The sequence below is a fragment of the Rhodococcus sp. YH1 genome (assembly GCF_009939605.1).
Taxonomy (GTDB): Bacteria; Actinomycetota; Actinomycetes; order Mycobacteriales; family Mycobacteriaceae; genus Rhodococcus; species Rhodococcus aetherivorans.
The window spans coordinates 17884-44140 of sequence record NZ_WVTE01000230.1 but is presented as its reverse complement, the minus strand read 5'-3'; the positions used below and the strand labels follow the sequence as shown (position 1 = coordinate 44140).

Below are 26257 nucleotides of genomic sequence, written 5' to 3'. Positions count from 1 at the left end.
GCCCGAGCGGGCCACCGTCGCGTCCCGGCCGGCCAACACGACCACCGCGGTGTTCCGGGGGCGCGGCGGTGGCGGCGGCCGCGGCGGCGTCGGCATCGGCGCGCGGCGGTGACGCGATGCCCGTGACGCCGCTGGCGACGATGCGCACCTCGTATCCCCTCGACGTGGTCGCCGCCGTGTTCGGGCGCCTGCTGCGCCGGCACGGGGTGTCGGCCTCGCCCGCCGAGACCATCGAGGTGCGCCGCGTGCTCGGCCTGGTCGGGGCCCGCGACCGCGACGTCCTGCGGGCCTGTCTGCGTGCGGTGTGCGCGAAGTACCCGCACGAGCAGCCCGGCTTCGACCGGGCCTTCGACGCGCTGTTCGCGGCGACGGATGCGGCCGGGGCCGCGGGCGAGAAGTCCACGCCCCGGGCGCAGTTCGCCGAGGCCCTGCCCACCGCGCTCGAACTCGACGACGATCCGGAGATCGCCCGCTACGCCGAATACAACGATCGTGCCGCGGAGGTCGGCGACCACTTCGACACCCCCGAGGCGGACAAGGGTTTCAATCCGCACAAGGACGACGACGATGTCTCCATGACGTCGTCGGACGCCGCCCTGTCCGTGGACACCGGAGCCGACTCGGGGCGGCGCGGGGTCACCTACACCGTCGACGTGGATCGGGCCGGCGCCGCCGCCGTCGGCGAGCTGGCCGCGAATCCCGGGGCCGCCGTGGTCGGCTCGCTGTCCTGGGACGATCCGGAATCCATCCTCGCGTGGCTCGACGCATACGATCCGCGTCGTGCCTACGGCGACGACGAGGCCGACGAACCGCTCACCGCGGCGCAGCTGAACCGGCTCGTCGAGGCCGTCGAGGCGTTCGTCGCGGCATTGTCCCAGGCCGGACTCGGCGGCCCGCTGCCGGACGGCGAACCCGACGCCCCCGACACCGCCGGTGACGTCGCGTCCCGAGCCGAGATCGAGCTGGCGTGCCACGAGGTGCTGCGGCGGATGCGCGGACCGGCCCGGCCGGTGCCGCGCGAGTTCAGCCGCGGCCGCCTCGACATGCGCCGCACGGCCCGCGCCGGGATGCGCACCGACGGCGTACCGTTCCACCTGATCGTCCGCGCCCCGCGTCCGGACCGGGTCCGGCTGCTGATCCTGGCCGACGTGTCCCTGTCGGTGCGCCCGATCACCGCGTTCACGCTGCGCCTGGCCCAGGCCATGCACGGCCGGGCCCACCGCTGCCGGGTCCTGGCCTTCGTCGACCGGCCCGTCGACGTGACGCGGGAACTGCTGGCGAGCACCGGTGACGGCGCCCTCGCCGCGGTCCTGGCGCACCCCGGCCTCGACCTCGAGGCGAGCAGCGACTACGGCCGGGTCCTCGACGAGCTGCTCACCGAGCACGCCGGGATCGTCGACTCGCGCACCAGCGTGCTCGTCGTCGGCGACGGCCGCTGCAACGGCCTGCCCTCCCGCGCCGACCGTCTCGCGGACCTGCGCCGTCGCGTGCACCGGCTCGCCTGGGTCACCCCGGAACCGCAGCGCTACTGGGCCCAGGCAACGTGCGCGATGCCCGAGTACGCGCCGGAATGCGATCGCGTCGTCGTCGCCCGGGACGCCGCCCAGTTGCTCTCCCGCGCGGCGGAGCTCGGGCACGCACTGCGTTGAGTGCGCGCCCCGTGCCGGCCGCCTCCGGCCCCGCTCCGGCGGGGGAACGGCCGATGGTTACCATGGACCGGTAAATACCCCCCGGGGTGTGTGTGCGCCGTCCGCCCACGCCACCGCCGGCGGACCGGCCGGCTTACGGGAGAGTGCTCCGGCACATCGGAATCCCGGGCACAGTTGAGGAAGACGACGATGCAGTTCGCGAAGAAGCACTATTCGATCCGTGAGGCCTACTGGATCTTCTACCGGGGCGTTCGATCGATGAAGCACCTGATCGGTGCCAGGAAGCGCGCCGAGCTGAGCCCCGAGTTCGTCGAACGGATCATGCTGGCGGTGACCGAGGTGAACGGCTGCGGCGCCTGCTCCTACGCCCACACGAAGATGGCCCTCGAGGCCGGAATGAGCAGCGCCGAGATCCGGAACATCCTGTCGGGGGTCCTCGACGACGTTCCCGACTCCGAGGTCGCCGCGGTCCTGTTCGCCCAGCACTATGCCGACACCCGGGGCAACCCCACGCCCGAGTCGTGGCACCGTCTCGTGGATGTCTACGGGAAGTCCGCCGCCGAGGGGATACTCGGGGCGGTGCGGGCGATCATGGTCGGCAACGCCCACGGAATCGCATGGACCGCGCTCCGCGGCCGGTTGAAGGGCAATCCGGATCCGCGCAGCAGCGTGGCGTACGAGGTCGCCATGTTGCTGATCGTCCTTGCGTTCCTGCCGATGTCCGTCGTGCACGCCTCGATCTCCGGCGTGCGCCGCGCGCCGATCGTGGAGTTCGCCAGGTAGGCCGGCGAGGGATCAGTGGTCGCGCTTCGTGAGCCGGACCCGGTCGGGGCGGAAGTGCTCGAGGGCCTCGTCGTAGTTCGCCCGTGCGAGCCGCTCCGACGTCCACCCCTGCGAGATCCACCGGTCCACGCCGAGCGGGTACCGGATCTCGACCCGGTGGGTGCCGCGGATCGCCAGGCGGCCCTCCGCGTCCTCCCGCGCCCTGACGTACGCGGCGAACTCACTGCCCAGCACCAGGGTGCGGTTGGGGCGTTCGATGACCGGATCCCCGACCCGCCGATCGGAGTGGAGCGCCCGGTACGCCGAGTCGAGCGCCGCGGTCTCGGTGTCGTGGACGTGCCATGTGACGCCGTCCACCTCGTGCCACCACACGATCCATCGGCCGTCGATGATGCTCTCCCAGGGTTGTTTCCGCCGGTGCGCAGCCCGTTTCCTGCGTATCCGGTCCACCCCTGCGACGTGCATCCTATATGTCCCGTTCCGGCGTGGTACGCGGTGGTGGCATTCACTTCGTATTCACCCCGCGGCCGGCGCCCGGAGGCTCCCGGGCACTCGGGCGTACCTACCCGATCGGGCAGGTACCGCACCTGCCGTTCGGCCCGGTGCCGCCCCGTCGTGGAGGGGCTAGGCTCGAAGCCACGTAAGCTGGATCACAGCAATCGGGATCGTCAGGAGTGCGTAGTGGCCGTCGCATCGGAGCACACCGCGACGACGCTGGCCAAGTTCCACGCCCCGGAGATCGTGTTCGGGATCGGTTCACTGGTCGAGGCGGCGCACGCGGCGGTGCGGCTCGGCGCGGTCCGGCCCCTGCTGGTCACCGACCCGGGCCTGATCGAGGCCGGCTGGGCCGACGAGCTTCGCGGCCACCTCGTCGAGCAGGGCCTCACCCCGATCGTGTGGGGTGACCTCACCCCCAATCCCAAGGACCACGAGGTCACGGCCGGGCACGAGACGTACCGGGCCCACGGTTGCGACGTGCTCGTCGCGCTCGGCGGCGGCTCGGTGATCGACGCCGCCAAGGGCATCGCGGTGCTCGCCGCCAACGGCGGCAGCATCCTCGACTACGAGGGCGTGGACCGGGCGGCGGCCCCGATCCCGCCGATGGTGGTGGTGCCGTCGACCTCGGGCACGGGCGCCGATGTCTCCCAGTTCTGCGTCGTCACCGACACCGTCCGCGGCACCAAGATCACCATCATCGGTCGTTCGCTGGTCCCGGACCTGACCGTGATCGACCCGCGGCTGCTCACCACCATGCCGGACGACCTGAACGCCGCCACCGGGCTGGACGCCCTGACCCACGGCGTGGAGGCCTTCGTCTCCCGCGCCCACAACCCGCTCACCGACCACCACGCCCTGCGTGCCGTCGGGCTCGTCACCGACACGCTGGTACGCACGATCGAGGACCCGCAGGAGATGGCGGCCCGGTCGATCATGGCGCAGGCCAGCCTCGAGGCCGGCCTGGCTTTCACCAACGCGATCCTCGGCGCCGCGCACGCGATGAGCCACCAGGTCGGGGGCCTGCTCGACCTGCCGCACGGCGTCATCAACGGGGTGCTGCTCCCGCACGTCATCCGGTTCAACGCCGCGTCCGATCCCGAGCCGTTCGTCGCGATCGCCGCCGCTCTCGGACTCGAGGAGCACCGCGGCCCGGCCGTCGAAGCGGCACTCGCCGTCGCGGACCGGGTCGAACGGCTCGCCCGGGAGGTCGGGGTGCCGCGGGGGCTGCGGGAACTCGGGGTGCAGGCGACCGACCTCGAACGCCTGGCCGCCGGCGCGCTGCGCGACGCGTGCATGTCCACCAACCCGCGCGAGGCCACCCACGAGCAGATGGTGGCGCTGTTCCGGGCGGCGCTGTGACCGGGGCGGGCGGTGCCCGGTGACCGCGCCCGACCTGTCCCGGCTGACCGGCCTGCGCTCCGGCAAGCCCACGTTCTATCCCCAGTACCGCGGGGCTGCCGAACGCCTCGAGCGGGTCGTGCATGCGCTCGAGCTGATCTCGCGTGCCCTGGTGCGCACCGTCGAGGGCCCCGAGACCCTGATCTGCGCCGTGGCGGAGGCGGCACGCGCCCACCTGAGCGCCCGATGGGTGGTCTTCGCCCTCACCGACGGCACCCTGCCCGACGCGGGGCCGCGCCGCCTGGTCCTCGGCCCCGACGCCACCCCGTTCCTCGTCGACAACGTCGAAGGTCCGCCCCTGCCGGACGACGTCGTGCGCTGCCTCGAGGACATCCGGTCGGGGTCGATCGGCCGGGACGCGGCCGTCGACACCCATCACGCGTTCGTGCCCATCGTCCTCGGCGGCGGAGTGGCCGGCGCGATCGCCGCGTGGACCCCGGAGCACCGCACGCTCGACGGCACCGATCACGCCGTGCTGTCGATCCTCGCCAGCCAGACCGCGGTGGCGCTGCAGAATTCCGCGCTCTATCAGCGTGGCCAGTTGTTGCTCGAGCGCGCGGAGCAGGCCTACCAGGAGGCGAACCGGGCGGCGGCGGACCTGCAGGCCCGTAACGCCGAACTCGAGGCCACGCTCCGGCAGTTGGAGCTGACCCAACGGCAGCTGGGCGCCGCCCACCGGCACCAGGCGCTCGACGAGGAACGCCACCGCATCGCGCGGGAGTTGCACGACAGCGTCACCCAGGCCGTGCTGTCCGCCGGCATGCAGATCGAGGTGTGCCGCAGCGACATTCCCGACACCGAGCGCGGCGAGCGCCTCGACCTGGCGAAGGAGCTCACGCGCCGCGCGGTCGAGCAGCTGCGGTCGGCGATCTACGCGCTCAACCACCCGTCCGACTCGGATCGCACGTCGCTGCCCGAGATGCTCGAGCAGCTCTGCGTCGCGCACACGCCGGGCGAACTCGACATCACGGTCCGGGTGGGCGGCACGCCGGTCGAACTGCCGGGCGAGGCCGAACACTCGCTGCTGCGCATTGCGGGGGAGGCGCTGTTCAACGCCGCGGTGCACGCCAACGCCCGGCGCGTGGTGCTGCGGCTGACCTACCGGCCCGACTCGGTGCTGTTGGCGGTCGCCGACGACGGCAACGGGGACCCGGCCCGGATGCGGCTGATGCTGCGCCTGGCCGCGGACAACGACTGGGACGGCCGGCATCGCGGTCTGGCCAACATGCAGGCCCGCGCACACGAGCTCGGCGGCACTCTCGAGGTGCGCCGCGCCCGCCTCGGCGGGGTACGGGTGGCGGTGCGCATCCCGGTGCCCGAACCGGCCGTCGATGCGGAGCGGGGCGCCGACGAGGCGACCGGAAACAACGGGAACAGTGCGGCGTCGGCACACGCGGCGCGGACAGGAGCACAGCGATGAACGTGGCAACCCCTCCCGGGACGGTGAACCGCACGGTCCGCATCGTTCTCGTCGACGACCACGCGATCCTGCGCCAAGGGCTGCGCTCGATTCTCGAACGGGAGCCGGACCTGGCGGTGGTGGGCGAGGCGTCGCACGAGGCCGAGGCGGTCGCGCTGGTGGACCGGGTCCGGCCCGACATCGTGCTGATGGACCTGAAGCTCTCGGCCGGCTCCGACTACGAGGGGCTGGCGTTGTGCGGGCAGCTGTCGGCGGCCCGCCCCGGCCTCGGGTTGCTGGTGCTCACCACGTTCCTCGATGAGCAGCTGGTCGTGCGGGCCGTGCACGCCGGGGCGCGCGGCTACGTCGTCAAGGACGTCGACACCACCGAACTCGTGCGCGCCATCCGCGCGGTGTCGCGCGGCGAGAGCGCCTTCGACTCGCGCAGTGCCGCGGCGGTGGTGCGGTCCCTCAACGGGCAGACCACGCCGCAGGAACAGCTCACCGATCGCGAGCTCGAGGTGCTGCGTCTGCTGGCCGCGGGCCTGTCGAACTCGAAGATCGGTGAGCGCCTTTTCATTTCGGGCACCACCGTGAAGTTCCACGTGAGCAACATCATGCGCAAGCTCGGGGTGAGCCGTCGCGCCGAGGCCGTGTACGCCGCCAGCAAGCGCGGGCTCATCTGACCGGTCCCTTCCGGGCGTGCCGGCGCACGGGCAGCGCGGGCGGGCGTGGACGCAGCGTGCGGTGCCCGGCCGGACGAGTCCGCGGCCTGCACCGGTGATCGATGCAGGCCGCGGGTCGGGGCGAGTGGTCAGCTGCTGCCGAAGATCGGCGGGGTGCTGGGAACGGTGACGACGGGCGAGGCCTCCTGGACGATGTAGGCAGTGACGGGCAGGGGTGCCAGGTGTGGCAACCCCGCCGGGAGCACGCGGCATGGGGTGCGGTGACTCGGTTCAGTCGAGGACTGCGGTGGCTTCGACCTCGACCAGGTGCTCGGGAGAGGACAGTGCTGCGACACCGATCAGCGTGCCCGGCGCTACGGGGGTGACGCCCAGCTTCGCGGCTGCCCGGGCGACGCCGTCGACGAACCCACTCATCTTGTCCGGAGTCCAGTCGACGACGTAGACGGTCAGCTTCGTCACGTCGGCGAAGGTGGCACCGACCGCGGCCAGGGCGGCTCCGACGTTGAGGTAGCTCTGCTCGACCTGGGTGGCGAGGTCGCCTGCGCCGATCGTGTTGCCGTCGGCGTCCCAGGCGACCTGCCCGGCGACGAAGACCAGCTTCGAGCCGGTGGCGACGGATACCTGGCGGTAGGCGTCGATCTTCGGCAGTTCGTTCGGGTTCACCAGGGTGATGGACATGCTGCCCACTTTCTCTCGGTCACTTGTGGTTACTCGGTAACCATAGGAGAGTGTTCCTTGACGTGGAAGAACGCACTTTTCAGTGACTGGGGAACTCGATGGTGACCAAGCAGCTCAGCGGCCTGCCAGAAGATGCGGACCTGACGCGAGCAGACTCGCTGGCGCGGGAGATCTTCTCCGACGTCGCCAACAAGTGGGCGCTGTTGATCATCGAAACGATCGGTGACGGCACCCTGCGCTTCAGCGAGTTGCGCAAGGGCATCGACGGCATCAGCCACAAGATGCTCACCCAGAACCTGCGCATGATGGAGCGCAACGGCCTGGTCGAGCGGACGGTGTATCCCACGGTGCCGCCGCGGGTCGAGTACTGCCTCACCGAGCCGGGTCGGGCGCTCCGTGCGACGGTCGACGGCATGTGTGACTGGACGCAGCGATACCTCCGCGACATCGACGAATCCCGCCGGCGCTTCGACGCCTGACCCGCCCGCGGGGGTGGCCCCGACCGTTCCGTCGAGCGGGGGGCGGGAAGCCCGGTGCGTAGTTCAGCAGGTCCCGGTGACGGCCACCCCGTCGAACCGCTCGCCGAGGAACTCGAACGCGTCCGGCAGGCCGAGTACCGCCGCCGACATGTGGTCGGGGCTCGGGGTCTCGACACGGCGTACCGGCGCACCCGCAGCGCAGTAGCGGTCGAGCGTGGCGTCGATGGCGCCCACCGGGATGAGTGCGTCGGTGGGGCTGTGCCATTCGAACACCGGCACGGTCGGCACGCCCGGATACAGCTCGAGGCTGTTCTCCTCCGCGACGGCGACCGCGTCGGCGTCGTCGGTCAGGCGGGCGTTGGTGCTCACCTGCCGCAGGCTGCCCCCGGCGCCGCGCGCGAGGATGTCGTTGGTGCAGGCATTGGCCAGCGCGTCACGCATCTCCACGCCCGCCGGGGTCAGGTCGGCGCTGATCCGCATCCGTTCGGGATACTCGCGTTCCAGACCCAGCGCGGCGGCGAACGCGAGACCGAAGGCGGGGTGCGGGTTCTCGCCGAGAGCCTCGGCCATCTTGCGGATGTTCATCGGCACGCCGCCCATCGCCGCACCTACCAGGTTCAGCTCGGGGGCGTAGGTCGGGGCCAGCGCCGCGGCCCACCCGGTGGCCATCCCACCGCCGGAGTAGCCGGCCAGCGCGACAGGGCTGTGGGCGAGCTGCAGTTCGGGGACCCGCTGCACGGCGCGGATGCCGTCGAGGGTGATCTGCCCGCCGAGGCGCGCCGCGCCGTAGGCGCTGTTCGGCCCGAGATGGTCCGGGATCGCGACCGTCCAGCCCCGCCGGAGAACGAGGTTGAGGGCGGGGGCTTCCCGGACGGCGAGGTTCGGGTCGCTCGCCCACAGCGTCTGCGACGGTGCGCAGTGCGTGCCGAGGGCGTTGATGACGTGCTGGAACGACAGCAGCGGGCCGTCCGGGGCCTTGCCGACGGGGGCGAGGACCGTCGTCACCGCGGGGATCGGGTGACCGGCCGAATTCGTCGACCGGAAACGCACCTGCCACGCCTCGACGTCGACGATGCCTGGCGGCGCGGGCACGCGCCGCACCTCGAGCGCATCGCCGGTGGGGGCGACGGCGATGTCGGCGGCCGCGCGGTAGAACGGGTCGGCCGGTGGCGCCGGGTAGACGGGTGTGGCCACGGCGGTTCCGGCACCGGCGACCGCGGCGCACGCCGCCACCGCGCCCGCCACCGCATTGCGGATTCCCCGACCGAGCCGTCCGGCCACGTCCCCCACCTTTCCAGCGCACCGACCGGTGCCGTTCCTCGAAACCAGTGATCCCGGCGAAGCCTAGGCGACCGATTTGCGAAGGTTCACCCGACCCCGCCCTCTCCGCGATTCGTCGCCACACGGACGCCGGTAGGGGCGTAGCCTCGGCAGCATGTCGGCGGCGATCTCCGTGGAACAGCTCGTCAAGTCGTTCGGAACCACCCGCGCTCTCGACGGCCTCGACCTCGAGGTCCGCCGGGGCGAGGTACACGGGTTCCTCGGCCCGAACGGCTCCGGGAAATCCACCACCATCCGCGTCCTGCTCGGGCTGCTGCGCGCGGATTCCGGCCGGGCCGAACTGCTCGGCGGCGACCCGTGGCGCAACGCGGTGGACCTGCACCGGCGGCTCGCCTACGTGCCCGGCGAAGTCAATCTGTGGCCCAATCTCACCGGTGGCGAGGCGATCGATCTGCTCGCCGGCCTGCGCGGCGGCATCGACGAACGCCGCCGTGCCGAACTGCTCGAACGCTTCGAGCTCGACCCCACCAAGAAGGCCCGCACGTACTCGAAGGGCAACCGGCAGAAGGTCGCGATCGTCGCCGCGCTCGCCTCGGACGTGGAGCTGTTCCTGTTCGACGAGCCCACCTCGGGCCTGGACCCGCTCAAGGACGAGGTCTTCCGGGACTGCGTCCGCGAGGCCGTCGCCGACGGGTGTTCGGTGCTGCTGTCGAGCCACGTCCTCGCGGAGGTCGAGGCGCTGTGCGACCGGGTCACCATCATCCGGCAGGGCCGCACGGTCGAATCCGGCACGCTGACCGAACTGCGGCACCTGACCCGCACCTCGGTGGTGGCCGACACCGTGCGCCCGGTGGCCGGGCTGGACACGATGCCCGGGGTGCACGACCTGCAGGTGGACGGATTGCGGGTGCGGTGCGAGGTGGACACGGCGTACATGGACCCGGTGCTGCGCGAGCTGCTCGGCTTCGGCATCACGTCGCTCACCAGTACCCCGCCCACCCTGGAGGAGCTGTTCCTGCGGCACTACGGCGACGAACTGCCGGGCGAGCACATCCATCTGCCCGGCGAGCGGCTCGCGCACGGCCGGCCGGCCGCCGGCGAGGGAGCCGGCGCATGAGTGCCGCCTTCGTCGGCACCGGCCGGCTGGTACGCCTGGCGGTGCGCCGCGACCGCGTGCAGCTGCCGGTGTGGCTGGCCGCGATCACGATCGTCTACGCGATCTCGGTGTCGAGCCTGAAGGGGCTCTATCCGGCGCAGGAAGACCTGCACCTCATCGCCGTCAGCTCCGCCGTGTCCCCGGTGGTGCTGGCCACCAACGGCCTGGTCTCCGGCGACAGCCTCGGAGCGGTCGTCGCGGCCCAGACGCTGCTGTTCCTGGCGCTGGCGGCGGGCCTGATGAGCACCATGGCCGTGGTGCGGCACACCCGGCAGAACGAGGAGACCGGCCGCGCCGAACTGGTCGGGGCCAATGTGGTCGGTCGGCGGGCCCTGCTCACCGCCGCCCTGATCGTTGTCGCCGCGGCGAATGTCGCGCTCGCATTGCTGCTCACGGTCGTCTCTCTCGGTTTCGGACTGCCGCTGTCCGGATCTCTGGCGCTCGGAGCGGCCACCGGGGCGGCCGGTGTCGCGTTCGCGGCCGTCGCGGCCGTGACCGCGCAGGTCGCCGAGGGCGCCCGGGCCGCGAACGGGCTGGCAGGCGCGGCGCTGGGGGTCGCGTTCCTGCTCCGCGCCGTCGGCGACAGCGCGGGCACCGTCGACCCGGGCGGGGTCAGCGTCACGAGCATGTGGCTGTCGTGGCTGTCGCCGATCGGGTGGGCGCAGCAGATCCGGCCGTACGACGTGGACGCGTGGTGGATCCTGCTGCTGTTCGCCGCATTCACCGCCGCGACGACGTGGACCGCGTACGTGCTGACCGGCAGGCGGGATCACGGAGCCGGGTTGGTGCAGCCGCGGCCGGGGCCGGACCGGGCGGCGACGTGGCTGCCCACCGCCGCGGGCTTCGCGTGGCGGGTGCAGCGCACGACGCTGATGTGGTGGGCGCTCGGCATTGCGGTCCTCGCCGCCACCTACGGCAGTGTCGCGAACGAGATGGACAACTTCCTCGACGAGGAGGGTGCCGTCGCCGACATGATGAAGCAGCTCGGCGGCGGGGCCGAGGCGATCACCGACGCGTACTTCGCGATGATCTTCCTGATGATGGCGTTGTTCGCCAGCGGATACGCGGTGCAGGCGGTGCTGCGGATGCACGGGGAGGAGACGTCCGGCCGGGTCGAGCCGGTGCTGTCGACGGCCCTCGGGCGGGTGCCGTGGATGCTCGCGCACATCGCCGTGGTGACGGTGGGAGTGATTGTGCTGCAGGTCGTCACGGGCGTCGCGTTGGCCGTCTCCTACGGAATGACGATCGGCGACATCACCGGTCCGCTCGGCAATCTGCTGCCCGCCGCGCTGGCGTTCGTGCCGGCCGTTCTCCTGGTCGGCGCGATGGCGGTGCTGTGCGTCGGGGTGGCGCCGCGCCGGGCGTCGAGCGTCGCATGGGGCGTCTTCGCCGTGTGGTTGATCATCGGGCAGCTCGGCGCCCTGCTGGACCTGCCCCAGGCGGTGCTGGACCTGTCGCCGTTCGTCCACGTCCCGGCCCTGCCGGCCGCGGACATGCGCCCGCTGCCGCTGCTGGTGCTGCTGGTCGTCGCCGTGGCGACCGCGACGGCGGGTGTGAGCGCGATGCGCCGCCGCGACCTCGTCGTCCAGTGACCGCCGGCGGCGGCGACCGAATGTCACATCGCGGCGATCCGACTGCCGCGATGTGACATTCGGTCACTGCGGAGGAGGCCGACTCGGGATCAGCGCGCGTCGAGCACCAGCCAGCCGCCGTGGTGCTCGAACGCCTCGAACGCGAGACCCGTGGATTCGCCGAGTGTGCGCAGGGCGGGCAGGTCGAAGGTGCGCACGTGGCCGTGGCAGGCGGTGGCCTCGTCCTCGAACGGCACCGCGATCACCACGCGCTCCCGGGCGATGCGCAGCGCCTCCGCGACGACGGCCGCACCGGTCGCGGCGTCGACGTGTTCGAGCAGATGGATCGCGGTGACGGTGTCGGCGCTGTCGTCGGGAACGGGCACGTGGGCCGCGTCGCACACGACGGTGTCCACCTCGAGGCCCAGTCGCGGCGCGACGGCGTCGAGCAGGGTCATGGTGCCGGGCAGGATGTCGGTGGCGGTCACGGCGATCCCGGCGCGCGCCAGGCGCAGGGGGAGGAATCCGAAGCAGGAGCCGAGATCCAGCACGCGGCCGCGGACGAGTTCGGCGGCCTTGTCGTGGATCGGGGCGAACCCGGCGGTGCCGTCCAGCAGTTCGGTGAGCGAGTTGCGGTAGTAGGTGACCCACGCGTCGAGGGCGTCGGGCAGGGTGGAGCGCACCAGCCCGACCATCGTCAACTCGAACTCCTCCTGTCCGAGGTCGCTGTCGGCGATCGACGCGGTGACCCCGGCGACGAGACGTTCACTCAGGTCGTCGGGCCCGAGCGAGTGGGTCACGTGCAGCCGGTCGCCCTCGCGGCGCAGGGCGATCGGGCCCGAGCTCACCTTCTCGACGGTGACGTGGGCGTGGGACCACCGGCCGGGCGGGCAGGGGGCGAGTGAGTCGAGCACAGTCATTGCAGCGCAGCCTTTTTCGAGGAGGGGGAGGCGTCGGGACCGTCGAGGGACGGGACGGCCGCGTCGAGGCCACTGTAGAGGGCGCGCATGCCGGCGGACAAGAGTTCCGGCAGCGCGAGCGAGTCGTCGGCGAGCCACTGCTCGTACGCCGCCATCGCCACGCCGAGCACGAGATAGCCGACGGTGCGCGGGAAGTGGTCGTCGGCGGCGGCGCCGACGCGACGCGCGACGTACTCGGCGATCACCCGGCGCCAGCCCTCGTACATCACCACCGAGTACGCCTGCAGCGCCGGTACCCGCAGGATCAGGTCCATGCGGTCGCGGTGCAGCGCCGCCTCGGACTCGGGGAAGGTGTTGAAGTCGAGCAGCGCCGAGGTCAGCGCCTCGGCGAGGGGGACGTGGCCCGGCAGCGCGTCGAGGTGGGCGCGCATCTGTTCGAGGTGGCCGTCGAAGTCGCCCCACGGCACCGCGTTCTTGGACGGGAAGTACCGGAAGAAGGTGCGGCGGGCGATTCCGGCGGCTTCGGCGATCTGGTCGACGCTGGTCTCGTCGAATCCCCGGGCGCGGAACAGTTCGATCCCGATCGCGCTCAGCCCCTCTCTCGTGGTGGAGGGGCGGCGACCTATCCGAGCGGACGGTTTCCGGCGGCTACGCATGGTGTGAGCCTTCCATGGGTGACATTGTGCACTCGATGCCATTACAGTGGTGAACCGAGTCACAGCGCAACGGGTCTGTGACGCCGGGCTCCGCTCGTGGAGTCCCCATCCGAGGAGGTAGTTGATGTCCGATCGTGACAACACCGTCGTCGAGTCCGACCTGGTCGAGGAGTCCCTCGTGGAAGAGGTGTCCATCGACGGCATGTGCGGCGTGTACTGATCGTGTCCGCCGACGCCGCCACCACAGTGTTCGACTCGCAGAAGGTCGACTCGGCAGGGTTCGATCCGGATACGACGTGGAGGCTGCACCCGCAGGTAGCGCTTCGCCCCGAGCCGTTCGGGGCGTTGCTCTACCACTTCGGGACCCGCAAGCTCTCGTTTCTGAAGAACACCACGATCGTCGAGATCGTCGAATCCCTGCACCAGCATCCGTCCGTGCGGGCCGCGCTCGCCGCGCACGGAATCGACGAGTCGGCTGCACGTCCGTACCTGCGGGCGCTGGCCACCCTGGCCGACTCCCACATGATCGTGCCGGCCTAGACCCCGCCGGTCCCCCTCCCGCCCGCCCCACCGACGAGGACGCAGCCCATGACCTCTGTGCTCGAATCCGCCGCAGTACGAGAAGCTTCCGGCCCGCCCAAGGTCGGCCGCCTGGTCGACCAGTTCGAGAAGGGTCTCGACGCCCCGATCTGCCTGACCTGGGAGCTGACCTACGCCTGCAACCTGTCGTGCGTGCACTGTCTGTCCTCGTCCGGCCGGCGTGATCCGCGCGAGCTGACCACCGAACAATGCAAGGCGATCATCGACGAACTGCAGCGTATGCAGGTGTTCTACGTCAACATCGGCGGCGGAGAGCCGACCGTGCGCTCGGACTTCTGGGAGCTGGTCGACTACGCCACCGAGCACCAGGTGGGCGTGAAGTTCTCCACCAACGGCGTCAAGATCGACAAGAAGGTTGCCGCGCGTCTCGCGGCCTCCGACTACGTCGACGTGCAGATCTCCCTCGACGGCGCCACCGCCGAGGTCAACGACGCCGTGCGCGGCCCCGGCTCGTTCGCGATGGCCGTGCGTGCCCTCGAGAACCTCGCCGAGGCCGGATTCCGCGACGCGAAGATCTCCGTCGTCGTGACCCGGCACAACGTCGACCAGCTCGACGAGTTCAAGGCCCTGGCCGACCAGTACGGCGCGACGCTGCGCATCACCCGCCTGCGTCCCTCCGGCCGTGCCGTCGACGTGTGGGACGACCTGCACCCCACCCACGAGCAGCAGCGGCAGCTCTACAACTGGCTCGTCGCACACGGCGAGGGTGTGCTGACCGGCGATTCGTTCTTCCACCTGTCCGCCTTCGGTGGCAGCGACGGCGCCGGTGCGCTGCCGGGGCTGAACCTGTGCGGCGCGGGCCGGGTGGTGTGCCTGATCGACCCCGTGGGCGACGTGTACGCCTGCCCCTTCGCCATCCACGACAAGTTCCTTGCCGGGAACATCCTGTCCGACGGCGGTTTCCAGCAGGTGTGGCAGCACTCCGAGCTTTTCACCGAACTCCGGTCGCCGCAGACCGGCGGGGCCTGCAGCAAGTGCACCTTCTACGATTCGTGCCGCGGCGGCTGCATGGCCGCGAAGTTCTTCACCGGTCTGCCGATGGACGGGCCGGATCCCGAATGCGTCCAGGGCTACGGCGAATCCGCGCTCAGCGCCGACCGCACCGTCCCCAAGTCCAGCGTCGACCACTCGCGCACCGGTGAGCGCCGCACCCCGCGCGCGCCCGTCCCGTTGCAGCTGATGGTGCGCCCGCCGTCGCGGGCCTGCGACGAAAACCCGCTCGCCGGAATGCAATAGCCGGCCCCGTTCGTGCAAGTAGGAGAGGCAGATCCATGTCCAAGGAATGGTTCGAAACCGTTGCGGTCGCGCAGCAACGGGCGAAGAAGAAGCTCCCCAGGTCCGTCTACGGCGCCCTCGTGGCCGGCTCCGAGAAGGGCATCACCGTCGAGGACAACCTGACGGCATTCGGCGAGCTCGGCTTCGCCCCGCACGTGGCGGGGTTGTCCGACAAGCGGGAGATGGGCACCCACGTGATGGGTCAGGACATCGCCCTGCCGGTGGTGATCTCCCCGACCGGCGTGCAGGCGGTGCATCCGGACGGCGAGGTCGCCGTCGCCCGTGCCGCCGCGGCCCGCGGTACCGCGATGGGGCTGAGCTCGTTCGCGAGCAAGTCCATCGAGGAGGTCGCCGCGGCCAACGACAAGACCTTCTTCCAGATGTACTGGGTGGGCAGCCGCGACGTGCTGGTCCAGCGGATGGAGCGGGCCCGCGCCGCCGGCGCGAAGGGCCTGATCATGACCCTGGACTGGTCGTTCTCCAGCGGCCGCGACTGGGGCAGCCCCGCCATTCCGGAGAAGATGGACCTCAAGGCCATGTTCCGGTTCGCCCCCGAGGGCATCCTGCGGCCGAGCTGGCTGCTCGACTGGGCGAAGACCGGCAAGGTGCCGGACCTGACCACCCCGAACCTGACCCCGCCCGGCGGCAGTGCCCCGACGTTCTTCGGCGCCTACGGCGAGTGGATGGGCACCCCGCTGCCCACCTGGGAGGACGTGGCGTGGCTGCGGGAGCAGTGGGGCGACACGCCGTTCATGCTCAAGGGCGTCATGCGGGTGGACGACGCCAAGCGCGCCGTCGACGCGGGCGTCACCGCGATCTCGGTGTCCAACCACGGCGGCAACAACCTCGACGGCACGCCGGCCCCGATCCGGGCGCTGCCGGCGATCGCCGAGGCGGTCGGCAAGGACATCGAGGTGCTGCTCGACGGCGGCATCCGCCGCGGCAGCGACGTCGTCAAGGCCCTCGCCCTCGGCGCCAAGGCCGTGATGATCGGCCGCGCCTACCTGTGGGGCCTCGCCGCGAACGGGCAGGCGGGCGTGGAGAACGTCCTCGACATCTTCGCCGGCGGCATCGGGTCCGCGCTCATCGGCCTCGGCAAGACGTCGATCCACGAGCTGACCCCCGACGACATCGTCGTCCCGCCGGGCTTCCGGCGGGACCTCGGAATCTGAGCGGTCCACCTGCCGATGGGCACCCTCACCGAACCGATCACCCTGGCCGGACGCCACGCGCCGGCCAGGGTGCTCTTCGGGCCGCACGAAACCAATCTCGGTGTGGGGAGGACCTTTTCGTCCGAACACGTGGCGTACTACGAGCGCCGAGCGCGCGGTGGCGCGGGGGTGCTCGTGACCGAGGTCGCCTCCGTGCACCCGCACGACCAGCCCTACGAGCGGGCGCCCCTGGCCGCGGAGTGCGGTCCCGGATGGGCCGCCGTCGTCGCCGCCTGCCGGCCGCACGGCACCCTGGTGCTGGCCGGCCTCGGCCACGCCGGGCTGCAGGGCTCGAGCGCGTGGACCCAGGCACCGCTGTGGGCCCCGTCGCGGGTGGCGGACCCCGCGGTCCGGGAACTGCCCATGGAACTCGGCGACGACGAGATCGATGCGGTGATCGAGGGATTCCGCGCCGCCGCCGCGGTCGCGGTCGCCGCCGATGTCGACGGGATCGAACTGGACGCCGGGCCGACCGCGCTGCTGCGCCAGTTCCTCTCGGGCCTGACCAATCGGCGCACCGACCGCTACGGCGCCGACCGGTCGTTGCTGTTGCGGCGGGTGGTCGTGGCCGTGCGCGCCGAACTCGGCCCCGGGCGGATCCTGGCGCTGCGCCTGAGCTGCGACGAGGAGGCGCCCTGGGCCGGCATCACCCCGGAGCACGCCGCCGCCCACGCCCGCGACCTCGCGCCGGACCTGGATCTGCTCACCGTCGTGCGAGGCGGCCTCTACGCCCCCGGCGCGTACCGGCCCGACGCGCACACGCCGGCCGGGTTCAACGCCGGACTGTGCCGCGCCGTCCGCGACGCGGTGGCGGGCGCCGTCCCCGTCGTCCTGCAGGGCAGCGTCGTCGACCCCGCCGCCGCGCAGCGCGCCCTCGCCGAGGGGGTGGGCGACCTCGTCGAGATGACCCGCGCGCAGATCGCCGATCCGGACCTCGTCACCGCCGTGCGCGAGGGCCGCTCGCCCCGGCCGTGCGTGCTGTGCAACCAGGCCTGCCTGGTGCGCGACTTCCGCAATCCCCGGGTCGGCTGCATCGGCAACGCGGAGGCCGGGCACGAGACGCGCGCGCCGCAGCCTCCGGCCGCCGCCGCGCGGGACGTCCTCGTGGTCGGTGGGGGTCCGGCCGGGCTCGAGGCCGCCCGGGTCCTCGCGGAGCGCGGTCACCGGGTCCGCCTCGTCGAGCGCGCCGGACGCGTCGGCGGGATGCTGCGCACCGCGGCGGTGGGCACGGGACGCGACACGCTCTCCGCGCTCGTCGACTGGCTCGAGGCCCGCTGCCGCGCGCTCGGCGTGCGGATCGACACCCGTCGTGCCGTCACCGCCGGCGAACTCGAGGACGCCGTGGCCGCGGGCGAGGCCGTCGTGCTCGCCACCGGCAGCCGGGACCGGCCCCCCGAGTACCCGGCCGAGGAGGGCCACTACGTCACCGCAGCCGGCCTGCTGGCCGGTGGCCCGATCGCCGTGCGGCCGGTCGTGGTGTGGGATCCCGTCGGGGGTCCCGTCGCGGTGGGCATCGCGGAACAGCTTGCCGCCCAGGGCTATACCGTCTCGTACGCCACGACGGACCCGATCGCCGGGTCGCGGCTCGCGCCAACGGGCGACCTGGTCGCGGCGAACACCCGGCTGCAGCGGGCCGGGGTCGCCCGGCACCTCGGGGTCACGGTGCGACGGGTCGGCGCCGACGCGGTCGAACTCGAGCACCGGCTGACCGGACGGCGCACCGACGTCGCCGGCGCGCTGCTCGTCGACTGCGCCCCGGGGCTGCCGGAGGACACCCTGTACCGCACCGGGCTGACACGGATCGGCGACTGCCTGGCGCCGCGAAGTGTCCACCAGGCGGTACGGGAGGGTCACACGCTCGGATCCGAACTGTAACCTGTTGCAGACTGCTACGGATCGGAAGGATCGACGAATGGGCGAGTTCGACGGCAAGGTCGTGTTCATCACCGGCATTGCGCGCGGTCAGGGACGCAACCACGCGATCCGGTTCGCGCGGGAGGGCGCGTCGATCATCGGCGTCGACATCGCCGGTCCCGTCTCGGAGTACAACTCCTACGCCCCGGTCACCGAAGCCGACTTCCACGAGACCGTCCAGCTCGTCGAGGCCGAGGGGGCGAAGATCCACGCGCGCATCGCCGACGTGCGCGACAGCGCCGCCCTGAAGTCCGTCGTCGACGACGGCGTCGCCCAGTTCGGCCGCCTCGACGTCGTCGTCGCCAACGCGGGCATCTGCAACTGGAACCGCTTCTGGGAGATGCCCGACGAGCAGTTCGAGGAACTGATCGACATCAACCTCACCGGCGTCTTCAAGACCCTCAAGGCCGCCACGCCCGCCATGATCGAGGCCGGCAACGGAGGGTCGATCATCGTCGTGAGTTCCGTCGCCGGGCTGAAGGCCATGCCCGGCCAGGCCAACTACGCCGCCGCGAAGTTCGGCCTCGTCGGCCTGACCCAGAGCGCCGCCAAGGAGCTCGGCGAGTACCGCATCCGGGTCAACTCCATCCACCCGTACGGCGTGAACACCCCGATGGGCACCGACCAGGGCGCGCTGACGCTGTTCGAGAAGTACCCGCACTGGCTGCCGAGCTTCGCCCCGATCCTCACCGAGAAGCCGATCGCCGACGTCGACGACATCACCGAGGCCGTGCTGTATCTCGCGAGCGACCGCGCCCGGACCGTCACCGGCAGCCAGATGGCCCTCGACCAGGGGAACTCGAAGGTGTGAGCGAAACCTGCTCCGCCGGACCGCACCCACGGCTGGCCGCCCCGCTGCGGCTCGGCCCGGTCACGCTGCGCAACCGGGTGGTGTTCTCCGCGCACCTGACCAACTTCGCCGAGGACGGGCTGCCCACCGCGCAGCACGCCGCGTACTACGCGGCGCGGGCCGGCGGTGGAGCCGGGCTGATCGTCTCGGAGGAGCACACCGTGCACCCGACGGACCGGCCCTACGAGAAGCTGATCCGCGGGTACGACCCCGCGGTGGTGCCCGGGTACCGGCGGATCACCGACGCCGTGCACGCCCGCGGCGGGCGAATCTTCGCCCAGCTCAACCACAACGGCGCCCAGGGCTGCGGCATGTACACCGGCCTGCCGCTGTGGGCGCCCAGCGCCGTGCCCGACCCGCTGTTCCGGGAGGTGCCCAAGGCGCTCGAGGAGCACGAGATCCGCGACCTCGTCGAGGGGTACGCCCGCGTCGCCGAGCACTGCCGTGCCGGCGGATTCGACGGGGTCGAACTGCAGTGCTCGCAGGCGTCGATCGTGCGGCAGTTCCTGTCCCCGGGCACCAACCTGCGCACCGACCGGTACGGCGGACCGCTCCGGAACAGGGCGCGGTTCCTGCTCGAGGTCGTCGGGGCACTGCGCGCGGCGGTCGGGTCCGACCTGGTCGTGGGGGTCCGCCTCAGCGGGCACGACGGCACCGACGGCGGGATCACCCTCGACGACGCCGTCGCCGTCGCCGCCATGATCGAAGACAGCGGGCACGTCGACTACCTGAACACCTCGATCGGCGTGGCCACCGAGACGCTGCACCTGATCGAGGCGTCCATGGCCACGCCCCACGGCTACGCGTTGTTCGTGCCCGACGCGATCCGGCGGCGGGTGCGGCTGCCGGTCGTCGGCGTCGGACGCTTCACCACCCCCGCCCAGGCCGAGGCGGCCCTCGCCGAGGGGCGCTGCGACCTCGTCGGCGTCGTCCGCGGCCAGATCGCCGACCCCGACTTCGCCGCCAAGGCTCTCGCCGGCGACGACGAGGCCGTGCGTCCGTGCCTGGCCTGCAACCAGGAGTGCATCGGCCGGGTAGGGCTCGGCCGGTGGATCGGTTGCGTGGAGAACCCCCGCGCCGGCCGCGAGGCGCAGCTGCTACCCGATCCGGCGGTCCCCGGCCGGCGCGTGCTGGTCGTCGGTGGCGGACCGGCCGGCCTGCGCGCCGCCGCGACCGCCGCGCAGCGCGGGCACCGGGTCACCCTGTGCGAGCGCACCCCCGCCCTGGGTGGTCAGATCCGCACGGCCGCCACCGCTCCGGGCCGCGGCGAACTCGCCGGCATGGTGGACAGCCTCGAGGTCGAATGCCGCCGCGCGGGCGTCGATGTGCGCATCGGCGTGCACGTCGACGCCGCCTTCGTGCAGGAGCACCGACCGGACGCGGTCGTCGTCGCCACCGGGGCGCGCCCGCGGCGCCCGGACTGGGCCGGCGACACCGCGCTCGTCGTCGACGTCCGCGACGTGCTCGACGGCCGCGTGTCCCCGCAGGGCGACGTCCTCGTCGTCGACGACCTCGGCTTCCACCAGGCGACGTCGGTGGCCGCACTGCTCGCCGGCCGCGGCGCCGCGGTCACGGTCTGCACGGCCGGGATGATCGTCGGACAGGACCTCGGCCTGACCCTCGACATGGAGGACTGGACCCGCCGGGCACACGCCGAGGGCATCGCGCAGCTCACCGACACGCTCGTCACCGCCGTCACCGAGACCGGCGGCAGGCTCGACGTCGCGCTGTGGCACCACCCGACCGCCGTCGCGCACACCCGCACGGTGGACGCGGTGGTCGTGGCCACCCATCAGGCCCCCGTGGACGATCTTTGGGTAGCGCTGCGCGACAGTGCCTTCCACGTCGTGCGGATCGGCGACGCGGTCACGCCGCGACGGGCACACGCCGCGATCGTGGAGGGGGAGCGGGCGGCGGTGGGGCTGTAGCCCGGTGCGTCCTTTGGGCGGCAGGAGCAACCCAAAGGACGCACCGGCCGCGCAGCGACCTATCGGCTCGCTCGCTTGGTGGCGTCGGCCCACGACTCCACCGCCGCGTACCCGTCGCCCACACCCTGGGTGAATGCGACCAGCGCCCCGTACATCCGGGAGCCCTCCACGGCCAGTTCCGTCCTCGCCACCCAGTCCGCGGCGCGGGCCATGACGTGGGCCGAGATGTCGGCACCGTCCTGGGTGCCGCGCGAGGCGTGCAGGAACGACTCGTCGGCGATCTGAAAGGTCTGCACCACGGCGCGCCAGTAGTACTCCGCATCCATCGCCGCGCGGACCTCGTAGTAGTCCGTGGCGTTCTGCCGCGCCACCGACTCCTGCAGCGTCGCCGCCGCCTCGGAGATGCTGCGCAGCGGAACGTACACAGGGTCCTCGGACGCCCCCCGCGTGGTTCGTCTACCCGTCACCGGCACGATGCTTTCAGACAATGGCACCCCCTCGATGGTCCACAAGATCATCGCACGCGCAAGTGCCGGCACGGGTCAGCAGGTGAGCGCACCGCCCGGGGACGCCGGCGCGTGCCGCCGCGGATCGAACGGCTCGAACCAGGCATCGACGGTCGCGAACAGGGCGCGCTGAGGAATCCGGAAATCGCCGAGCCGCTCCTGTTCGGGCAGCGGCCCGTCGGCGCCGAGGTCGACGCCGCCCACCACCGCGGCGAGGGTGCGGGCGGACCACAACCGGCGCGGTGCGGCGCGGAACCACTGTCCGTTCGGCACGTCGCCGGTGAGCCGGATCCGGCCGGCGCCCAGGACCGGGCCGGCGACGCGCGCCACGGCGGCCAGGACCGCGGGGTTGTGCCGCGCCCCACCCGGCAGCAGCCGGCCGGCCAGGGTCGCCAGGGTGGTGGCCGGCGACGAGGACACCCGCACGTCCCAGACGACGTCGTCGCCCGCCGTGATGTGCAACCGGGACGGGCCGGTCCACTCGGCAGCGACGTCGGTGCGCACCGTCCGGGTGAGGGCGGCGCCGAGGTAGCGGGCGCATCCGTGCTCCGGCGCGGCATCGCTGTAGACGGTCCAGTGGCCCTGCGGGTCGCGGTGCCAGACCGCGGTGAAGGCGGGGCCCACCGACCCGGCGGTGAACCGGCGCAGCGCCAGACAGTGCCCGCTGGCGAACGGCGCCCCGATCACGGCATACCCGGTGAACCGCTCGCCGGCGACCTGGGGCAGGGCGCGGGGCTCCTCGGCGGCTTCCTGCGGTGTGGTCTTCATCTCGTCCTCCCTCGGCGTACGAATACGGTCCTCCCGATCGTGCGCCGCGTCGTGACCGGAAGCATGGGGCCGATGCCTCATCTTCGGCATCCGTCCGGCCGGGCGCCCCGGCTCAGGCGGCGGAGGACAATGGGGCCGTGCAGCGCAGGAGCGAGTCGTCTCCGGGCCCGCGGGACGGGCCGCGGCGCGCCGAGCTGCTCGCGGCGCTGTCCCTGGCGATCGACCTGGGCCTGGGGCAGCCGATGGAGCACATGCTGCGGTCCGCCGTGCTGGCCGGACGGATCGCCGAGCGCATGGGCCTGGACGCACGGCAGCAGGCCGTCGTCTACTACGCGAACCTCGTCGCCTGGATCGGTTGCCACGCGGACTCGCACGAGTTGGCGCAGCTGTTCGGCGACGACATCGCACTCCGCGCCGATACCTACGGGGTCGACATGAGGGGGCTGCCGTTCCTGCGGATGCTGACCAGCCACGTCGGGCGCGGGCTCGAAGGCGCGCGTCGCGGGGTCGAGGTCGTCGCGTTCCTGCTGACCGCCCGCCGTCGCATGGCCGAGCTGATCGGTTCGCACTGCGCCTCGGCGGGGACGCTGTCCGACCGGGTCGGGCTCGACCGGCAGGTCGGCGCGGCCCTGGCCTACGCGTTCGAACGGTGGGACGGCGCCGGGCTGCCCGCGGGTGTGCGCGGCGACGACATCCCCCTCGAGATGCACATCGTGCACCTCGCGGAGGTCTCCGAGGTCCATCTGCGGGCCGGCGGACCGGGGCGGGCCGTCGAGGTCGCGCGGGCGCGCAGCGGGACCCAGTTCTGTCCGCGGGTGGCGCGGGTGTTCCAGGAGGCCGCGGGCGAACTCACCGACGGTCTGCTCGAGCAGGACGCGTGGGCGGCGGCGCTGGATCGGGCGCCCGACCGTGCGCGCGTCCTCGCCGGCGACGAACTCGACACGCTGCTTCGTGCGATGGCAGACTTCGTCGACCTGAAAGTTCCCTGCCTGCTCGGGCATTCGCGGGCGGTGGCCGAGCTGACCGCGGCCGCGGGCCGCCTGCGCGGCCTGCCGGCGACGGACGTCGAGGTGCTCTACCGGGCCGGGCTCGTGCACGGTCTCGGCCGGATGGGGGTGTCCAACCGGATCTGGGAGAAGCCCGGTCCGCTCACCGGTGCCGAATGGGAGCGGGTCCGGCTGTACCCCTACCTGACCGGGCGGATCCTCAGCCGCGTCACCGGCATGGAGGACGTCGTCGCCGTCGCAACCACGCACCGCGAACGCCTCGACGGCTCCGGGTATCCCAACGGCGTGCGCGGACGCGACCTGAGTGTCGCCGATCGTCTCCTCGCCGCGGCGGAGACGTACCAGCGCTTCGGGGAACCCCGGCCGCATCGCGGTGCGCTCACCCCCGAACACGCGGCGGGCCGCCTGCGGCAGGAGGCCCACCGCGGGCGCCTCGACGCCGAGGCGGTCGAGGCGGTGCTGACGGCGGCCGGACACCGGCGGGTGCGGCGCGCGCCATGGCCGGCCGGGCTGACCGCCCGCGAGGTGGAGGTGCTGCGGCTCGTCGCCCGGGGCCGGTCCAACCGGCAGATCGCCGACGAGCTGTGCATCGCGGAGAAGACGGCCCGCAACCACGTCGAGCGCGTCTACGCCAAGCTCGGGGTGGACAACCGCACGCGGGCCGGCCTGGCCGCCGTCGATCTCGGGCTGGCCTGGTGACCCGCCGGCCCGCGGCGGGCGACGGGAGCACCGCACCGCGGCCGGACCGGTCGTCATCGAACCCGGTTCGCTCGTCGAGGTTTTCCCGGCCGGCCCGTAGCCTCTGCGCACGGTTCAGCGGGTCGGGCGGGCCGGTACGCGCCGTTCACCCGGCAACTCGGTCACCAACACCGGCAGGTGGATTGGTGGACGCCACTGCTTGTGATGATCCGCCACCCCGTCAGATTGCCTGATGTGGTGCTGCAGCAACGGTTTTCGAGTCTGTCGCGGAGACGGGTCGACGCACTGATCATCGTCGGCGATCTACCGGTCGGGGATCCGCAGGCAGGGCACGGCTGGACGGTATTGGGGCCGGCCCGGAGCCGGCCCCAATACCGTCGAGGACAGGCGAATGGATCAACTCGCATTTCCGCCGCCCTGTGCTACCACTCGGAGGGTCTCCGGCGGCAGCGGTTTCATGGTGCAGTGCTCACTTCGCAGAAGGTTCGGCCTCGTAGGTGACCCAGCTCGTTCGCGTGGCGAGGGTGTTGTAGAGCGCCTGGGCTTGGTGGTTGTCTTCGGCGGTCACCCACTGCACCACGGCGCGACCCTCGGCGGTGGCCATCTCGGTGAGACGGCCGATCAGTGCACGTCCGACACCCCGGCCTCGGGCTGCGGGGTCGGTGAACAGGTCGTCGAGGAAGAGGCCGGTGGTGCCGGTGTAGGGCGAGGAGAACCGGCGATGGTGTGCAAACCCGAGGATCTCGCCGTCCGCTTCCGCAACGAGAGCCTTGCATTCGTGTCGGGGATCCATGAACCATCCCCATGCGCGGGAGACGATGTCCTCGGACTCGGGCAGCTTGTAGAACTCGCGGTACTCGCGGAAGAGGACACGCCAGCGGCACTCGTCGGCAGGGGCGAGCGGCCGGATCGTCGGAATGGTGGTCGTTGCCATGGGTGGCTCCTATCGGTGGTTGAAGGTCTCGGCAGAGCGGTACTGCCAGGTACTGTCCGAGCGTTCTCCGCCCGCGAGGATCGAATATCCGATGCGGGATGCGCCGCGCTCAGGCTTCGGTCACGTCATCACTGCGTTCTCCTTTCTTTCCTTGCCTGTTCGGGTTCCCGGCTGGCGTGGGGCCAGCAGGAGGTACGCGGCGCTGCCCGCGACGAGGCCCCAGAACGCGGCACCGACGCTGAAGAACACGACGCCCGACATGGTGACCGCGAGCGTGGTCAGGGCCGCGATCCCGGTGCGGGTATCGCCGCCCATCGCACCTTTCAGTGCGGTGAGGGCAGAGCCCAGCAGGGCGACGGCAGCAAGAACCGAAACCGTTTCGCTCGGGATCGCCCGGAACCCGGCCACGAGCACGCCCCCGAACGAGCCGACGAGCAGATAGGTGAGGCCGCCCGAGAGGCCCGCGATGTAACGCTGTGCGCGATCCGGATGCGACTCGGGGCCGAGCGCGATCGCCGCCGTGATCGCGCCGAGGTTGATGCCGTGGCAGCCGAAGGGCGCGAGGATCGCCGAGACCGTCGAGATGGCACCGACGAGCAGGCGGTCGTTCGGCTCGTACCCCTGCGAGTGGAGCAGTGCGAGCCCGGGTGCGTTCTGCGAGGCCATCGTGACAATGAACAGCGGCAGCGCGATGCTCACGAGCGCGGCCGGGGTGAATGCCGGCATCGTGAACACAGGGCCGCCGAGCGCGAGCGACGGCGCGACCTCGCGGAAGGATCCGGTCGCCCCGGTCGCCGCGAGCCCGGCGACGAGTCCGGCGAGCACTGCGTATCGGTCGAAGAAGCGCTTGCCGAGGAAGAAGGCGACGACGATGCTCCCCGCGATCAGCGGCGCGCTCGTGAAGGCGCCCGCTGCGGTCACGACGAAGGGCAGCAGGATCCCGGCGAGCAGAGCCTGTAGCACCGGGCCGGGCACCCTGGCGAGTAGCCGGCCGAACCAGCCCGTGTACCCGACCACTGCGGCGGCGACCGAGGCGACGAGGAACGCGCCGACGGCCTCGGTGAACGAGAAGCCGCCGAGCGAGGCGATCAGCAGCGCCGCTCCGGGCGTCGACCAAGCGACGATCACCGGGATACGGGTGAACAGGCTCAGCGCGATGCTGCACACGCCGTTGCCGATCGCCACCGCCCAGACCCACGACGCGGTCTGCGCCTCGTTCAGACCCGCTGCGCGAGTGGCTTCGAGCACGATCAGGAACGGGCCTGCGAAGTTGATGAGCGCCGAGAGGAAGCCCGCGACGACCGCGGAGACTGAGACATCCCGCAGCACAGAGGAACCCCGGCTCATCGGTGCGCCGCCGAGACTGCCGACGTCGCGCCCGCTCGATGGCGTAACAATCTTGCGAAAATTT

The 26257-nt window shown here is 71.9% G+C and carries 25 protein-coding genes and 1 pseudogene; 17 read left to right on the top strand and 9 right to left on the bottom strand.

What is annotated here, in order from left to right:
- The 3 genes and pseudogenes from AIIKEEIJ_RS33160 to AIIKEEIJ_RS20260 form a co-directional block, all read left to right on the top strand.
- Nucleotides 1–112 (top strand): annotated as a pseudogene (locus AIIKEEIJ_RS33160) (MoxR family ATPase); the annotation flags it as partial.
- Nucleotides 113–116: 4 nt separating this feature from the next.
- Nucleotides 117–1649 (top strand): MadC family VWA domain-containing protein, encoded by a 1533-nt coding sequence (madC, locus tag AIIKEEIJ_RS20265; RefSeq protein ID WP_029545007.1) that lies wholly within the window; start codon nt 117–119, stop codon nt 1647–1649.
- 189 nt (nt 1650–1838) lie between these two features.
- Nucleotides 1839–2432 carry a carboxymuconolactone decarboxylase family protein gene (locus AIIKEEIJ_RS20260; RefSeq protein WP_102799731.1) on the top strand — a complete coding sequence of 198 codons (594 nt, stop codon included), beginning with the start codon at nt 1839–1841 and terminating at the stop codon, nt 2430–2432.
- 12 nt (nt 2433–2444) lie between these two features.
- On the opposite strand, the gene AIIKEEIJ_RS20255 is transcribed toward AIIKEEIJ_RS20260, so the two are convergent.
- Nucleotides 2445–2789 (bottom strand): hypothetical protein, encoded by a 345-nt coding sequence (locus AIIKEEIJ_RS20255; RefSeq protein ID WP_230304502.1) that lies wholly within the window; start codon nt 2787–2789, stop codon nt 2445–2447.
- 324 nt (nt 2790–3113) lie between these two features.
- Between AIIKEEIJ_RS20255 and AIIKEEIJ_RS20250 the strand changes: the two genes are divergently transcribed.
- The 3 genes from AIIKEEIJ_RS20250 to AIIKEEIJ_RS20240 are packed head-to-tail and all read left to right on the top strand — an operon-like array spanning nt 3114 to nt 6413.
- Nucleotides 3114–4289 carry an iron-containing alcohol dehydrogenase gene (locus AIIKEEIJ_RS20250; RefSeq protein ID WP_006932868.1) on the top strand — a complete coding sequence of 392 codons (1176 nt, stop codon included), beginning with the start codon at nt 3114–3116 and terminating at the stop codon, nt 4287–4289.
- Nucleotides 4290–4308: 19 nt separating this feature from the next.
- Nucleotides 4309–5748, top strand: a complete 1440-nt coding sequence (locus AIIKEEIJ_RS20245) for a MadS family sensor histidine kinase (RefSeq protein WP_006932869.1) — start codon at nt 4309–4311, stop codon at nt 5746–5748.
- The gene (locus AIIKEEIJ_RS20240; RefSeq protein WP_006932871.1) at nt 5745–6413 is read left to right on the top strand and encodes a MadR family response regulator transcription factor; all 669 of its coding nucleotides are present in this window, start codon (nt 5745–5747) and stop codon (nt 6411–6413) included. The genes AIIKEEIJ_RS20245 and AIIKEEIJ_RS20240 overlap by 4 nt, the downstream gene beginning before the upstream one ends.
- Before the next feature lie 270 nt (nt 6414–6683).
- Here the strand turns inward: AIIKEEIJ_RS20240 and AIIKEEIJ_RS20235 are convergent, their stop codons facing one another.
- A complete protein-coding gene (locus tag AIIKEEIJ_RS20235; protein ID WP_029545001.1) occupies nt 6684–7091 on the bottom strand; it encodes a RidA family protein in 408 nt (135 codons plus the stop codon).
- Between the two features lie 98 nt (nt 7092–7189).
- Here AIIKEEIJ_RS20235 and AIIKEEIJ_RS20230 point away from each other — a divergent pair, with 98 nt between their 5' ends.
- Nucleotides 7190–7570, top strand: a complete 381-nt coding sequence (locus tag AIIKEEIJ_RS20230) for a winged helix-turn-helix transcriptional regulator (RefSeq protein WP_065922316.1) — start codon at nt 7190–7192, stop codon at nt 7568–7570.
- Nucleotides 7571–7633: 63 nt separating this feature from the next.
- On the opposite strand, the gene AIIKEEIJ_RS20225 is transcribed toward AIIKEEIJ_RS20230, so the two are convergent.
- Complete coding sequence (locus AIIKEEIJ_RS20225) at nt 7634–8851, bottom strand: lipase family protein (RefSeq protein WP_338020992.1); 1218 nt, start codon at nt 8849–8851, stop codon at nt 7634–7636.
- A gap of 154 nt (nt 8852–9005) precedes the next feature.
- On the opposite strand from AIIKEEIJ_RS20225, the gene AIIKEEIJ_RS20220 reads away from it, so the two are divergent.
- Nucleotides 9006–9968: an ABC transporter ATP-binding protein gene (locus AIIKEEIJ_RS20220; protein ID WP_006932880.1), complete on the top strand. Its 963-nt coding sequence runs from the start codon at nt 9006–9008 to the stop codon at nt 9966–9968.
- On the top strand, nt 9965–11599 hold the full coding sequence (locus AIIKEEIJ_RS20215; RefSeq protein ID WP_161996444.1) for an anibiotic ABC transporter: 1635 nt from the start codon (nt 9965–9967) through the stop codon (nt 11597–11599). Before AIIKEEIJ_RS20220 ends, AIIKEEIJ_RS20215 begins: the two co-directional genes overlap by 4 nt.
- A gap of 89 nt (nt 11600–11688) precedes the next feature.
- Here the strand turns inward: AIIKEEIJ_RS20215 and mftM are convergent, their stop codons facing one another.
- The gene (mftM, locus tag AIIKEEIJ_RS20210; RefSeq protein ID WP_161996443.1) at nt 11689–12498 is read right to left on the bottom strand and encodes a mycofactocin oligosaccharide methyltransferase MftM; all 810 of its coding nucleotides are present in this window, start codon (nt 12496–12498) and stop codon (nt 11689–11691) included.
- Nucleotides 12495–13154 (bottom strand): mycofactocin system transcriptional regulator, encoded by a 660-nt coding sequence (mftR, locus tag AIIKEEIJ_RS20205; RefSeq protein ID WP_029544997.1) that lies wholly within the window; start codon nt 13152–13154, stop codon nt 12495–12497. The genes mftM and mftR overlap by 4 nt, the downstream gene beginning before the upstream one ends.
- A gap of 124 nt (nt 13155–13278) precedes the next feature.
- Between mftR and mftA the strand changes: the two genes are divergently transcribed.
- From mftA to AIIKEEIJ_RS20170, 7 genes are read left to right on the top strand one after another with little or no spacing between them, the layout of a single operon-like run.
- Complete coding sequence (gene mftA / locus AIIKEEIJ_RS20200) at nt 13279–13374, top strand: mycofactocin precursor MftA (protein ID WP_065922321.1); 96 nt, start codon at nt 13279–13281, stop codon at nt 13372–13374.
- A gap of 26 nt (nt 13375–13400) precedes the next feature.
- Nucleotides 13401–13694, top strand: a complete 294-nt coding sequence (gene mftB, locus AIIKEEIJ_RS20195; protein ID WP_170914118.1) for a mycofactocin biosynthesis chaperone MftB — start codon at nt 13401–13403, stop codon at nt 13692–13694.
- 48 nt (nt 13695–13742) lie between these two features.
- Nucleotides 13743–14990 (top strand): mycofactocin radical SAM maturase, encoded by a 1248-nt coding sequence (gene mftC / locus AIIKEEIJ_RS20190; protein WP_006930977.1) that lies wholly within the window; start codon nt 13743–13745, stop codon nt 14988–14990.
- A gap of 35 nt (nt 14991–15025) precedes the next feature.
- Nucleotides 15026–16201, top strand: a complete 1176-nt coding sequence (mftD, locus tag AIIKEEIJ_RS20185; protein ID WP_161996442.1) for a pre-mycofactocin synthase MftD — start codon at nt 15026–15028, stop codon at nt 16199–16201.
- Between the two features lie 15 nt (nt 16202–16216).
- Nucleotides 16217–18115: a mycofactocin system FadH/OYE family oxidoreductase 1 gene (locus AIIKEEIJ_RS20180; protein WP_161996441.1), complete on the top strand. Its 1899-nt coding sequence runs from the start codon at nt 16217–16219 to the stop codon at nt 18113–18115.
- 37 nt (nt 18116–18152) lie between these two features.
- The gene (locus AIIKEEIJ_RS20175; protein ID WP_006930974.1) at nt 18153–18965 is read left to right on the top strand and encodes a mycofactocin-coupled SDR family oxidoreductase; all 813 of its coding nucleotides are present in this window, start codon (nt 18153–18155) and stop codon (nt 18963–18965) included.
- The gene (locus tag AIIKEEIJ_RS20170) at nt 18962–20932 is read left to right on the top strand and encodes a mycofactocin system FadH/OYE family oxidoreductase 2 (RefSeq protein WP_161996440.1); all 1971 of its coding nucleotides are present in this window, start codon (nt 18962–18964) and stop codon (nt 20930–20932) included. The genes AIIKEEIJ_RS20175 and AIIKEEIJ_RS20170 overlap by 4 nt, the downstream gene beginning before the upstream one ends.
- Before the next feature lie 59 nt (nt 20933–20991).
- Here the strand turns inward: AIIKEEIJ_RS20170 and AIIKEEIJ_RS20165 are convergent, their stop codons facing one another.
- Nucleotides 20992–21357: a hypothetical protein gene (locus tag AIIKEEIJ_RS20165; RefSeq protein ID WP_161996439.1), complete on the bottom strand. Its 366-nt coding sequence runs from the start codon at nt 21355–21357 to the stop codon at nt 20992–20994.
- Nucleotides 21358–21474: 117 nt separating this feature from the next.
- A complete protein-coding gene (locus AIIKEEIJ_RS20160; protein WP_161996438.1) occupies nt 21475–22206 on the bottom strand; it encodes a hypothetical protein in 732 nt (243 codons plus the stop codon).
- Between the two features lie 137 nt (nt 22207–22343).
- Between AIIKEEIJ_RS20160 and AIIKEEIJ_RS20155 the strand changes: the two genes are divergently transcribed.
- The gene (locus tag AIIKEEIJ_RS20155; protein ID WP_161996437.1) at nt 22344–23912 is read left to right on the top strand and encodes an HD domain-containing phosphohydrolase; all 1569 of its coding nucleotides are present in this window, start codon (nt 22344–22346) and stop codon (nt 23910–23912) included.
- A gap of 469 nt (nt 23913–24381) precedes the next feature.
- Here AIIKEEIJ_RS20155 and AIIKEEIJ_RS20150 read toward each other — a convergent pair whose 3' ends face one another.
- Nucleotides 24382–24846, bottom strand: coding sequence for a GNAT family N-acetyltransferase (locus AIIKEEIJ_RS20150; RefSeq protein WP_006930966.1), 465 nt, complete (start codon nt 24844–24846; stop codon nt 24382–24384).
- Nucleotides 24847–24966: 120 nt separating this feature from the next.
- Nucleotides 24967–26193 carry a benzoate/H(+) symporter BenE family transporter gene (locus AIIKEEIJ_RS20145; RefSeq protein WP_202917311.1) on the bottom strand — a complete coding sequence of 409 codons (1227 nt, stop codon included), beginning with the start codon at nt 26191–26193 and terminating at the stop codon, nt 24967–24969.
- Between the last annotated feature and the right edge of the window lie 64 nt (nt 26194–26257).